We start from the raw sequence: 11936 nt of genomic DNA on the forward strand, positions 1-11936 counted from the left end.
ATCATGAGAGACGGCAGCAAGAACGGTTATGTGACGACGGACGGCGCCCGCATCTACTACCAGGTCGTCGGCTCGGGACCGACGCTGTTCGTCGCGCAGAGCGGCGAAGGCGACGCCGACCGGACGGTCGATCTGGCCGATGCCCTGGCCGACCGGTTCACGGTGGTGACTTACGACCGGCGCGGGCTTTCGCGAAGCATCCCGGACGAGCCGGATGCTCCGGTCTCGCTACGCCGGCATGCCGACGACGCGGCAGCCGTGCTGCGCGAAGTCGCCGGGGGACCGGTGCTGATGCTCGGGCTCAGCCTCGGGGCCGCCGTTGGGCTGCACCTGCTGTCGGCGTACCCGGGGATCGTAGGAAAGCTGATCGCCCACGAGCCGATCGCGCTGCGCTTCCTGGACCCGGTGGAGCAGCGGGTGGCGCGCGAGAAGCTGGCGGGAGTGACGGCCGCGCACCGGGAGAGCGGCTGGCGGGCCGCCGCCGCGCAGGTCGCCGCAGTGCTCGGCATCAACCCGCAGGAGCAGGACACCGAACCGGATGTGACGTCTTTCCCGTTCACCGCGCAGCGGGCCGCGAACTTCGAGTTCTTCTTGCGCAACGACCTCGACGCGGCCTTGACCGACCCGCTGAGCCTGGCCGACGTGGCGAGGGGTGCGGCGGTGATCCCCGCAGTCGGGCAGACCAGCCCGCGCGACGGGTTCGACTACCTGTCGGCGCTGGCGCTCGCCGAACATCTGGACGTCGTCCCGGTACGCTTCCCCGGCGGTCACAACGGCAACCTGACCCATCCGCGCGCGTTCGGCGAGAAGGTCGCTGAGCTGCTGAGGGTGACCGCCGGGGACCGGCTCAGGTGAGCCGGCCGATCGCGTCGATCAGCAGCCAGACGCCGAAGATCACGAACAGCACGGCCGCACCGTACTTGATCGCCTTCTCCGGCAGCGCCTTGCCGAGCCACCGCCCGACCAGAATGGCGAGCGCGTCGGCGGCGACCATGCCGATCGTCGAGCCGATCCAGGTGCCGAACCAGCCGTGCTGGGTGGCGAGGGTGATCGTGGCCAGCATCGTCTTGTCGCCGAGTTCGGCGAGGAAGAACGCCCCGCCGACGGCCCACAACGCCGATCGGCCGGTACGCCCGGCCTTCGCCTTCTCGTCGTCGGTCAGGCTGTCGCCGCGCAGCGTCCACGCGCCGAAGACGAGGAACGCGATGCCGGCCGCCAGGCCGATCCACCCGGTCGGCAACGCCGCCCCGAGTCCGTAGCCGACCGCGACCGAGATCAGGTGCACCACCGCCGTGGCGATGCTGATGCCGGCCAGCACGGTCGTCGCGCGATAACGGGTCGCGAACGTCATGGCCATGAGCTGCGACTTGTCGCCGAGTTCGGCCACGAAGATCACGCCGAAACTGATCGCGAGCGCGACCAGGAAACCTTCCACTGTGCGTCCTCCCGGGATGTACGCCGGGAGGAGAACGCGTGCGACGACCTCGACCCGGCATTGCTGCCTGAGCCGAAGGTCTCGCCCACCCGAGCCGGCCACGACCGGTCACGGGCCGGAGGGCCGGGTCCTGCGGGGACCAGTGTGTCGACCACTCCGTGCGGGGCTACTCCCCTTCGCTGCGGCCGAGGTTACCGGGCGGCCCGGGGGAGCGGGCGACGACGTGATCAAGACCACGGGCAACGTTTCGGCGACCGGAGTCCGTCTCCCTCACGACGGCGGAATTCGGGGAGGCGGCCAGATGGCGAAGTCGAGACGCGTACGCAAGACTCGGTCACCGATCTGGGCCCGGCTGGTCCTGGCCTTCGGGCTCCTGGTCAGCCTGGCCGGCTTCGGTGGTCTCGTCACCGTCGACAAGTTCTTCGGCGACCTGACCAGTGGCATCAAGACCGGCACCACGGAGGAGTCACCCGGCCCGGTCGAGAAGGTCAGCAACGACAAGGCTCTGCAAGGCCCGATCACGTTGCTGCTGCTGGGCATCGACCATCGCCAGGGCTGGGGTCCGGATGACGCGCGCTCGGACACGATCATCATCCTGCACATCTCGGCCGACCACGAACAGGCGTATCTGATCTCGCTGCCCCGCGACCTCGCACTGCCCATCCCGGCGTGGTCGAAGTCCGGCTTCAAGGGACGCGTCGCGAAGATCAACGCGGCGTACCAGTTCGGGTCGGAACGCGGAGCGGGCTGGGAGGGCGGGGCCGGCCTGATGCAGAAGACGATCAAGCAGCTGGCCGGGATCACCTTCGACGGCGTCATCGTCATCGACTTCGACGGCTTCAAGAACGTCATCACCGCCATGGGCGGCGTACGCCTGTGCGTCGAGAAGAACACCTGGTCGAGCCACTACATCAAGAATGCCAAGGGGCAGCCCGAGTACTACAGCTACGACGGCAAGCACCAGCTGCCCAACAGCTGGATCCACAAGAAGGGCTGCCGGGAGATGGCGGCCTGGGAGGCGCTGGACTTCTCCCGGCAGCGCTACGGACTGGACAACAGCGATTACGACCGGCAGAAGCACCAGCAGCAGCTGCTGAAGTCGATGGCGAAGAAGGCGACGAGTGCGGGAGTGCTCAGCAATCCGGGGAAGCTGTCGGAGGTCTTCAAGGCGGCCGGGTCCTCGCTGAAGATGGACACGAAGGGCGTACCGGTGGACACCTTCGTCTTCTCGCTGAAGTCACTGGCCGCCGCCGATCTCATCACCTTGAAGACCAACGGCGGCACCTACGCTTCCTGCGGCTACGACCTCGGCGGGGAGAGCTGTGAGGGCATCACCCAGGGCACCAAGGACATGCTCGCCGCCGTCAAGAACGACACCCTGGGCGACTTCATCACCGACAATCCGGAGTTCCTCAGCCAATCCGGCTGAGAAGCCCGTCGGCCGGGTGAATCGTCAGAACAGCGGAATGCCGGCGATCTTGCACAGCTCCTGCATCGCCTTGTACGCCTTGGCGAAGTCCGCGCCCGACCGAGCGCCGAGCACGCTCTTCAACGCGTCCGTGCAGCTGTTGAGCTGCTGGACCTTGTTGGTGTCGGACCCCTCCGAGGTGTTCGCCGCCTGGGCCTTGGCCGCCTCGGCCTCCGCCTTGGCCGCGGCGACCTCGGCCTGCATCTCCTGGACCTTGCGCTGCCCGTCGGCCACCTGAACGGCCAGCTGGTCCTCGCGCTCCCGGTGCGCCTTGTCGGCGGAGACGAAGTAGCCGGTGACCGCGGTCAGCAGCACCAGCAGGACGACGACCACGCCGGTGAGGATCTTCACGGCCGGGCGGCGCGCCGGGGTCTGGTAGGGGATCGCCGTCACGGGGTATTCCTGCACCGTGGTGGGCACGGCGGCCTGGCCGTGCACCGGCACGGTCGGATCGTCGGAGTTCGGCATCAGAGTCTCCCCAGTGGATCTAGCGTGCGGTCGCCCCCAGTGTGGCCCCCGCTGTCCACTCCAGCCAGCCAGTGTCGCCAGGCTGTCACGCGATCGTCTTCGATCGGTGACCCGGCACGCGGGGAAAATCGCTTGGCTCGCGTGGGGATCATCCGTGATGCTCAGGGCATGACGTACTGACGCGCACCCTCCCGGTTTCTCGAATCCCTCCGGAGATCCGTCTCCTCTTGAGAAGTGAGCGTCTTCTTTGTCTCAGCCCTCTGCGGCCGTCACCGACTCCGGTACGGCCACCGTCACCGTGTTCGCCGCCCCGACCAGTTGGGTGGAGTCCGACGCCGTCGCGCAGTGTCATCAGGTCGCGGCGCTGCCCGGCATGATCCACGTCGCGGGCATGCCTGACCTGCACCCCGGCAAGGGCGCGCCGATCGGCGCGGCCATGTCCTCCTCCGTGCTCTATCCGCTGCTCGTCGGCTCCGACATCGGCTGCGGTATCGCGGTCTTCCCGATCCGGCTCAAGCGGGTCGTGCCCGAGAAGCTCGCGGCGCGATTCCCCGATCTCGACGTGCCCCTGCATCCCGAGGCGGACGCCGACGACCCGGCGTGGTCGGTCGTGGACGGCGATCCCGCCGACAGCATTCCGGCCGGTCACCTGGACAGCCTCGGCACCGTCGGCCGCGGCAACCACTTCGTCGAGCTGGCCCGGATCGGCCCGGTGCTGGCGACCGGCCACGCCGAGCGCCTCGGGCTGGCCGAAGGCGACCTGGTGCTGATCGTCCACAGTGGTTCGCGCGGGTTCGGTGAGCGGATCCTTCGCGAGCACACCGAGGTCCACGGCGCCGGTCCGGCCGCCGATCCTGCGGCCTACCTGGCCGCGCACGACCAAGCCGTACGCTGGGGATCGCTCAACCGCCGGCTCATGGCCGCCCGGGTGGCGTACGCCCTGGGCGCGGAGCCACAGGAGCCCGTAGTCGACGAATGCCACAACCTCGTCGAGGTACGCCACGACGTCTACCTGCATCGCAAGGGAGCCGCCCGCGGCGACGGCCGGGACGTGCTGGTCGCCGGCACCCGGGGTACGCCGTCCTACCTGGTCGCGACGCATGCCGGGGCGGAGGCCAACTACTCCGTCGCGCACGGGGCCGGGCGCAAGATGTCCCGCGCCGACGCGCTGCGACGCGGCCGCGCCAAGCACACCGTCGAGGAGTTGCGGCGTACGCCGGTCGGCTCGGTGGTCGTCTGCGGTGACCGGCAGCTGCTGTTCGAGGAGGCGCCGACGGCGTACAAGCGGATCGAGCAGGTGATCGGCGACCTCGTCGAGCATGAGCTCGCCACCCCGATCGCGACGACGATTCCCCTCGTCACGTACAAGACCGCCGATGCCGGTTCCGCCGACCCGGCTGCCCGGCGCGACCGGCGGAAGCGGGGACGGCGGTGAGCGTACACCTGCTGTTGTCGGCCGGACGTGGGCCGCGGGAATGTGCGTGGGCGGTGGCGATGCTGGCCCGCCGGCTCGAAGCCGACGCCGCACGGCGTGGCGTGACCACCCGCCGGGTCTCCAGCGTGCCTGGCGAGCGGCCCGGCACATTGCTGTCCGTCCTCGTGGCGATCGACGGCGACCGCGACGCCGACGCCGAGGCGTTCGCGGCGAGCTGGACCGGGACGCTGTGCTGGCAGGCGCCGAGTCCCTACCGGACGGTGGGCCGCAAGAACTGGTACGTCACCGCGCAGCCCTGCCAGGTCGACGCGGCCCGGATCGGGTTCGCCGAGTCCGACGTCGACGTCGTCGCCTGCCGCACCGGCGGGCCGGGCGGTCAGCACCGCAATAAGGCCAGCACCGCAGTACGCGCGACGCACCGTCCCACCGGGACGGTCGTGGTGGTGGACACCGAGCGGCACTTCGCGCTGAACCGGCGCATCGCGTTGCAGCTGCTCCGAACCCGGATCGAGGATCGCGACGCGGCCGCCGATCGGGACCTCGTCACGGATCGCTGGAAGATCCACGACGAGCTGGTACGCGGCAACCCGACCAGAGTGGAACGGCCCTAGCTCCTCCAGTATGGACGGCTGGCGGTTTTGCGTCATTGCGCAAAGCCGCCAGCCGGAAACGTATCCAGGGGAAACCCGCCGCTGTCAGGATCCCTAGCCAGGATCTGCGCACGCGGAAGGAAACCCCCTCATGCATGTCCATTCCAGACGGGCGCGCGTCGCCCGCGTAGCCGCTGCCGTCACCCTGACCCTGTCCGTCCTGGCCGTGCCGGAACGCACCGGGGCCGCCGAAAGCCACCCACTCGTCGGCTCGGCCACCTCGACCGGGACCGCTGGGCGGGAGATCACCCTGGTCACCGGCGATCGGGCCCTGCTGACCACCGACGCCCAGGGCCACCCGTCGGCGACGCTGCTGCCGGGACCGGCCACCGAGCAGGACGGCTACGTGACGCGGCAGTTCCGCGGCGACCTCTACGTCATCCCGTCCCAGGCCTTGCCGCTGATCAGCCAAGGGCGGCTCGACGAGGAACTGTTCAACCTGACCGCCCTGGCCCGCCAAGGCTACGACGACGCGACCAGGGGCGACCTTCCGCTGCTCGCCACCTACGAAGGGCAGGTCGCCCGGAGCCGCACCGCCCCGGCGGCGCTCGACGGCACGAGCGTGACCGCCACCCTGCCGGTCGCCGACGCCGTCGCGCTGACCGCCGACAAGACGAAGACCGCCGAGCTGTGGCGAGACCTGACCGACGGTGACGGCCCGGAGATCGGCAAACTGTGGCTGGACGGCAAGGTCACCGCCGACATGGCCGAGAGCAACGCCCAGATTCACTCCGCGCAGGCCTGGTCGGCCGGGTTCGACGGGACGGGCGTGACCGTCGCCGTGCTGGACACCGGATATGACGCGAGCCACCCGGACCTGGCCGGGCAGGTCGTCGGCTCGAAGAACTTCACCACCGACAGCGGCGGAGCCGTCGACCGGCACGGCCACGGCACCCACGTCGCCTCCACCATCGCCGGGACCGGCGCGGCCTCGGGCGGCGCGGAGAAGGGCGTCGCCCCGGGCGCCAAGCTGCTCGTCGGCAAGGTGCTCAACTACTCCGGCAGCGGCCAGGACTCCTGGATCATCGCCGGCATGCAGTGGGCGGTGGACTCCGGCGCCGACGTCGTCAGCATGAGCCTCGGCGGCAGCGTCGGCACCGACTGCACCGACCCGATCGGCGTCGCCGCGCAGCACCTGGCCCAGCAGTCGAAGTCGCTGTTCGTCGTCGCCGCCGGCAACACCGGCAAGCTGCAGAGCATCAGCGCGCCGGCCTGCGCCGCCGACGTGCTCACCGTCGGCGCGGCCGACTCGGCCGGCAAGACCGCCTGGTTCTCCAGCCGCGGCCCGGTCACCGGGCAGCACACCGTCAAGCCCGAGATCGCCGCCCCCGGCGTCGACATCGTCGCGGCGGCGTTCGGCACCGGCGGCTACACCGCCATGTCGGGCACCTCGATGGCCACCCCGCACGTCGCGGGCGTCGCCGCCCTGCTCCAGCAGCGTCACCCCGACTGGACCGCCCAGCAGCGCAAGACCGCGCTCGTCTCGGCGGCCACGCCCTCCACCGACTCCCAGGTGTACGCACAAGGCACCGGCGTCGTGGACGCGTACCGATCGGTGACCGCGACCGTGTTCGGGCCGGGGACGGCGTACGCCGGATCGTTCAGCTGGCCGCACCGCGAGCAGCAGCCGGCCACCACGACGGTGACTCTGACGAACACCGGCGGCGAGACGGCCACCTTCGACCTGTCGATCGTCGGCGCGACCGGCGAAGACGGCACGCCGCTGACGAACCGGACGTTCACCCCGGGCCTGTCGAAGATCACGGTGCCCGCGCACGGGACGGCGGACGTCCCCGTCGTCTTCGATCCGGCGAAGAACCAGACCGCCGCCGCGTACGGCGACATCGGAGCCCGGCTGGTCGCGACCGCCGCCGACGGCAGCACCGTCACGACGGCGATCGGGGCGTACCTGGAACCGCACATCGTCAGCGTTCGCCTGCATGTCGTGGACCGGCGCGGGCTCGCCCCCGCCTCCCCGTCCTTCGTGGACGTCGTCGACGCCGACCGGCTCACCGCCCAGCGCTTCACCGTGTTCGACACCGATCCAGTGCTGCGACTGCGTGAAGGCGACTACTCGATCACCGGTGTGATCGCGAGCCGGGACGAAGGCACCATCGGAACGGCCGGCCTCGTCAAGTCGCTGACCTTCGTTGGCGACCCGGACCTGCGAATCAACAACGACGACGTCGACCGGACGCTGACCCTCGACGCCCGCGACGCGATCAAGCAGCGCGTCCAGGGCGAGCGGCCGCTGGAGGCCCAGTCGACCGCGATGGAGTACGTCCGGGACTGGGACGGCGTCTACCTGGCCGCCGGTGTCGTCGGCGGGACCTCGATCGACGACGTCTACGTGCAGCGGACCGACGCGGTCACCGACGGGGCGTTCACCCTCGGCACGTTCTACCGCATGTACGCGCCGGAGCTGAGCCTGCGCTCCACCACCGGGATGGCACTCGCACCGGAGTACGTCCAGCCGCCCACCTTCGGGCCGCTGCTGCCGGTGAAGTTCGACGGCTCCGGCCAGGCCGACCTGGTCCCGGCGGGCAAGGGCACGGCCGCCGAACTGGCGTCGGCCGGCGTTGGCGGGAAACTGGCGTTCGTCGTCGGTGCGGCCACCTTGGCGACGGTGATGAACGCCGCCGCCGCAGCGGGCGCGAAGGGCGTCGTCTTCGGGCAGACCGCGGCCGGCCGATGGACCGGGATCTCCAGCGCCGCCACGACCATTCCGGGCGTCACGCTGAGCGGTGCGGACACCGCCGCGGTGCAGGCCGCGCTGTCGGCCGGATCGGTGACGCTGGCCTGGGACGCGGTCGCGGCCAGCCCCTACGTCTACAACCTGGCCTTCACCGACACCAAGCAGACACAGCCGGACGCCCCGAAGCAGGTCCACGACAGGGACCTGGGCCGCGTCGACGAGCGGTTCTTCGCGCAGCGTACCGATCGGCCGCTGCTGGACTTCGCGATCGCGGCGTGGGACGGCTTCCCGGTCACGATCGCGTCGGCGTACCTGAAGATCGGCGCACCGCTGACGCGGACGGCGTACTTCACGGCGGGCCGGCAGTGGCAGTCGCTGGTCGGCGGATCGGGGTTCTACTCCGAGACGATGGTGGACAAGCCGCGCGTCTACACCGCCGGTTCGGTGCGCTCGGCCGACTGGTACCGCGGTCCGGTCCGTTCCACCGGCACGCGCCGGGCGGACTACTCGCCCGAGCACATCGGTGAACGGCAGGAGGGCCTCATCGGCATGGCGATGCTGCCCTGGGGCGACAGCGACCCCGACCACTTCAGTCAGGGCGGCTCCTTCGGTGACATCGGCAACGCCGAGCTGCTGCGCGACGGGGTCAGCCTGGGCACCTCCGCCTGGCCGTCAGGCCTCTGGGAGGTGCCGGACGGCGACGGCGCGTACGAGTTGCGCGTCATGACGGCCCGGTTCAGCACCAACCAGGCGTGGTATCCGGGCTGGAACATGTACCGCAGCACGCAGACGGCGTTCCGGTTCCGCTCGGCACGCCCGTCCGACAGCGGCCTGTACGCGTTGCCGCTGCTGGTGCCGACCTACGACATTCCGGCCGACCAGCGCAGCCTGACCCCGGCGGCCGCCGGATTCCAGCTGGGCTTCGGCGCCACCGGCCAGCGCGACTACGACGCGGGCGCGCTCGTCGCCGCCCGGGCCTGGGTCTCGTTCGACGACGGAACCACCTGGGTCGAAGTGCCGGTGACCCGATCGAGCACCGGATTCACCGCGACCTTCGACCAGTCGGCCGCGGCGGGCAAGTACGTGTCGCTGCGCGTCGATCTGACCGACGAGCACGGCACCGGAGTCCAGCAGACCATCGTGCGGGCATACGGCGTGCAGTAATCACTCCATAATGGACGCCGGGGTGCTCGCGCCCCGGCGTCCATGCGTTTCCCGCCTGGCCGGTTCAGATGAGGTCCCAGCTCAGCGGGGTGCCCTGGGCGGCGTCGCGGGTGAAGGTGCGGCCGAGGACCTTGTCGATCTCGATCGGGGGCAGGCCGTTGGCGGGCCGGATCGAGCGGACGTTGGCCGGGGTGACCGGGTCGCCCGCCTTGACGTCCTCCACGATGTAGAGCGAGCGGCGGAAGCGCAGGCCTTCCTTCTCCGACTCGGTCGGGCCGATGTGTGTGGAACCGAGGGCGAGCCAGGCGCGTTCGGATTCGTCGACCAGGGCGCGCATCTCGGCCGGGGTCATGGAGAACGCCGAGTCGACGCCGCCGTCCTCGCGGGCCAGGGTGATGTGCTTTTCGATCACGGTCGCGCCGAACGCCACCGACGCGATCGGTACGCCGATCCCGAGCGTGTGATCGGACAGGCCGACCTGGACGTCGAAGGTCTCGGCCAGGATCGGGATGCGGCGCAGGTTGGAGTCCTGCGGCGGCGACGGATACGACGCGGTGCAGGCCAGCAGCACGATCTGAGTCGCGCCCGCGCCACGGGCGGTGTCCAGCGCGTGCGCGATGTCGGCCACGCTGGCCATGCCGGTGGAGATGATCAACGGTTTGCCGGTCTGCGCGGCCAGCCGGATCAGCGGCAGGTCGACCAGCTCCGACGAGGCGATCTTGTACGCCGGCGCGCCCAGCGACTCCAGCAAGTCGATCGCGGTCGGGTCGAACGGGGCGGAGAACACGGTCAACCCGTGCGACGCGGCCCGGTCGAAGATCGGCTTGTGCCACTCGAACGGCGTATGCGCCTTCTGAAACAGCTGGTAGAGCGACTCGCCGCCCCACAGATCGTGCCCGGCCGAGATCCGGAACTCCGGGGTGTCGACGTCGATGGTGATCGTGTCCGGCGTGTATGTCTGCAGCTTCAACGCGTGCGCGCCGGACTCGGCGACCGCGTCGACGATCTGCAACGCCCGGTCCAGGGAACCGTTGTGGTTGCCCGACATCTCGGCGATGATGAACGGCCGATGCCCCGGCCCGATCAGATGATCAGCGATCCTGATGTGCTCCCTCATGGTCCCGAGTCTGCGGTGGGAAGCCCGCCCCGGTCCAAGACACGGCGCTGCGGCAGTGACAGGATCTGGTTATGAATCCAGGTCAGCCTGTTCGGCCCGGGTCGGCCGCCGACGACATCGATCTGCGGCTGCTGCGCTACTTCCTCGTCCTCGCCGAGGAGCTGCACTTCACCCGGGCTGCTCAGCGGCTGTTCGTCTCGCAGCCCGCGCTGAGCAATCAGATCCGGCGGCTCGAGCGGTACGCCGGAAGCCGCCTGTTCGACCGTACGACCCGGGGCGTCGAGCTGACCGACGCGGGCCGCTCCTTCCACCCGTACGCCGAACGCGCGGTCGCGGCGATCCGGGCGGGCATCGCTGCGCTGGGGGAGGACCTCGTCATCCGCGTCGACGTCCTGGACGCCGAGTTGGCTACCCCGCGTGCCGTGCTCAGCCGGCTGCGCCGGTCTCATCCGGACGCTCGGGTGGTCGTCGGCGCAGAGGGGAGCGTCAGTCAACGCCGCCGGATCCTCGCCGGTGACCTGGACGCCGGGTTCTGCGGTCTGGGCGCGGTCTTCCCCGAAACCGCAGCGATCTCGGAGCTGGCGTACGAGGTGGTGCGCCGGGAGCCGGTCGACCTCGTCCTGCCCGCCGGGCACCGGCTGGCCCGCCGCCGCCGGATTCCGTTCGGCGACCTGGCGGGGGAGAGCTTCTACCTGCCGGCGGAAGGGCTGGCTCCGGAGTGGAACGCCTTCGTCGTGGACGCCTGTCGCCGGGCGGGCTTCGAACCCGTCCGGTACGCCGTCAGCACCCCGACCGCGACGACGGCGCTGGACCTCGTCGCCGAGGGCGTCTGTGTGACCCTGAGCCTGCGGTCGACCCCGCATCCGCCCGGCACGGTGCGGCGGCGGCTCGATCCCGAGCTGACCGGCGACGCGGCGTACGCCTGGGTGCTGGTGTGGCATCCCGACCGGGCGGACGCCGAACCGGTGCGGTCGTTACGGCAGGCGGTCGCGGTGACCCGCAGCGACGAAGGGTGGGACTGACACCGCGCGGCGTTGCGGAAACTCATCGACGTGCCCTGACCCGCCTTGTCGTAGCTCGCGGTTAGGGTGCCCGGATGACGACCAAGGTGAGCTTTCGCACGGTCAACCTCGACTGCTCCGACGCCCAGGACATGGCTCGGTTCTACGGCGGCCTGCTCGGCTGGCGGCCCACCGCGGTCGAGCCCGACTGGGTGCTGATGCGCGATCCCGGCGGCGCCACCGGCCTGTCGTTCCAGCGGACCCCGGACTTCGTGCCGCCGACCTGGCCGGAGGAGCCCGGCCGGCAGCAGAAGATGATCCACCTCGATCTGAAGGTGGAGCCGGCCGAAGGGCAGGACGAGCAGGCGGCGCTGGCCGAGGCGGTCGCACTGGCCCTGTCGCTCGGCGGGACCCTGCCCGAGCCCCAAGGTCGCGACGACCTGCGGGTCGTGCTCGACCCGTCGGGGCACCCGCTCTGCCTGTTCCTGGTCTGAACCCGAGGA

Annotated in this window: 10 protein-coding genes; 7 read left to right on the top strand and 3 right to left on the bottom strand. The window is 70.4% G+C overall.

The genetic code is table 11. From position 1 onward, the window contains the following. Positions 1-3 precede the first annotated feature (3 nt). Positions 4-855 (top strand): alpha/beta hydrolase, encoded by an 852-nt coding sequence (locus tag AB0H43_RS34015; RefSeq protein ID WP_360006250.1) that lies wholly within the window; start codon positions 4-6, stop codon positions 853-855. On the opposite strand, the gene AB0H43_RS34020 is transcribed toward AB0H43_RS34015, so the two are convergent. Continuing rightward, a complete protein-coding gene (locus tag AB0H43_RS34020) occupies positions 848-1435 on the bottom strand; it encodes a TMEM165/GDT1 family protein (protein WP_360006252.1) in 588 nt (195 codons plus the stop codon). The two genes, AB0H43_RS34015 and AB0H43_RS34020, sit on opposite strands and share 8 nt — an antisense overlap. 301 nt (positions 1436-1736) lie before the next feature. On the opposite strand from AB0H43_RS34020, the gene AB0H43_RS34025 reads away from it, so the two are divergent. Then, complete coding sequence (locus AB0H43_RS34025; protein ID WP_360006254.1) at positions 1737-2864, top strand: LCP family protein; 1128 nt, start codon at positions 1737-1739, stop codon at positions 2862-2864. A 24-nt stretch (positions 2865-2888) separates the two neighbouring features. Here the strand turns inward: AB0H43_RS34025 and AB0H43_RS34030 are convergent, their stop codons facing one another. Continuing rightward, a complete protein-coding gene (locus AB0H43_RS34030; protein WP_360006256.1) occupies positions 2889-3371 on the bottom strand; it encodes a hypothetical protein in 483 nt (160 codons plus the stop codon). Between the two features lie 247 nt (positions 3372-3618). Here AB0H43_RS34030 and AB0H43_RS34035 point away from each other — a divergent pair, with 247 nt between their 5' ends. From AB0H43_RS34035 to AB0H43_RS34045, 3 genes are all read left to right on the top strand, one after another. After that, on the top strand, positions 3619-4806 hold the full coding sequence (locus tag AB0H43_RS34035; RefSeq protein WP_360006258.1) for an RNA ligase RtcB family protein: 1188 nt from the start codon (positions 3619-3621) through the stop codon (positions 4804-4806). Next, on the top strand, positions 4803-5417 hold the full coding sequence (prfH, locus tag AB0H43_RS34040) for a peptide chain release factor H (protein WP_360006260.1): 615 nt from the start codon (positions 4803-4805) through the stop codon (positions 5415-5417). The genes AB0H43_RS34035 and prfH overlap by 4 nt, the downstream gene beginning before the upstream one ends. A 130-nt stretch (positions 5418-5547) precedes the next feature. Continuing rightward, on the top strand, positions 5548-9315 hold the full coding sequence (locus AB0H43_RS34045; RefSeq protein ID WP_360006262.1) for a S8 family serine peptidase: 3768 nt from the start codon (positions 5548-5550) through the stop codon (positions 9313-9315). Between the two features lie 64 nt (positions 9316-9379). On the opposite strand, the gene pseI is transcribed toward AB0H43_RS34045, so the two are convergent. After that, positions 9380-10432, bottom strand: a complete 1053-nt coding sequence (gene pseI / locus AB0H43_RS34050) for a pseudaminic acid synthase (RefSeq protein WP_360006264.1) — start codon at positions 10430-10432, stop codon at positions 9380-9382. Positions 10433-10503: 71 nt separating this feature from the next. On the opposite strand from pseI, the gene AB0H43_RS34055 reads away from it, so the two are divergent. Together AB0H43_RS34055 and AB0H43_RS34060 are read left to right on the top strand one after the other, a co-directional pair. After that, the gene (locus AB0H43_RS34055) at positions 10504-11454 is read left to right on the top strand and encodes a LysR substrate-binding domain-containing protein (protein ID WP_360006266.1); all 951 of its coding nucleotides are present in this window, start codon (positions 10504-10506) and stop codon (positions 11452-11454) included. Positions 11455-11528: 74 nt separating this feature from the next. Then, positions 11529-11927 (top strand): VOC family protein, encoded by a 399-nt coding sequence (locus AB0H43_RS34060; RefSeq protein WP_360006267.1) that lies wholly within the window; start codon positions 11529-11531, stop codon positions 11925-11927. Positions 11928-11936: the final 9 nt, after the last annotated feature.

Origin of the sequence: Hamadaea sp. NPDC050747 (assembly GCF_040654195.1) — a bacterium.
In the GTDB taxonomy this organism is placed as follows: Bacteria; Actinomycetota; Actinomycetes; order Mycobacteriales; family Micromonosporaceae; genus Hamadaea.

Excerpts from the sequence above, each read along its gene's own strand:
- AB0H43_RS34045 (WP_360006262.1), top strand. The coding sequence starts at position 5,548 with ATGCATGTCCATTCCAGACGGGCGCGCGTCGCCCGCGTAGCCGCTGCC.
- AB0H43_RS34015 (WP_360006250.1), top strand. The coding sequence starts at position 4 with ATGAGAGACGGCAGCAAGAACGGTTATGTGACGACGGACGGCGCCCGC.
- AB0H43_RS34060 (WP_360006267.1), top strand. The coding sequence starts at position 11,529 with ATGACGACCAAGGTGAGCTTTCGCACGGTCAACCTCGACTGCTCCGAC.
- AB0H43_RS34055 (WP_360006266.1), top strand. The coding sequence starts at position 10,504 with ATGAATCCAGGTCAGCCTGTTCGGCCCGGGTCGGCCGCCGACGACATC.
- AB0H43_RS34025 (WP_360006254.1), top strand. The coding sequence starts at position 1,737 with ATGGCGAAGTCGAGACGCGTACGCAAGACTCGGTCACCGATCTGGGCC.
- pseI (WP_360006264.1), bottom strand. The coding sequence starts at position 10,432 with ATGAGGGAGCACATCAGGATCGCTGATCATCTGATCGGGCCGGGGCAT.
- AB0H43_RS34030 (WP_360006256.1), bottom strand. The coding sequence starts at position 3,371 with ATGCCGAACTCCGACGATCCGACCGTGCCGGTGCACGGCCAGGCCGCC.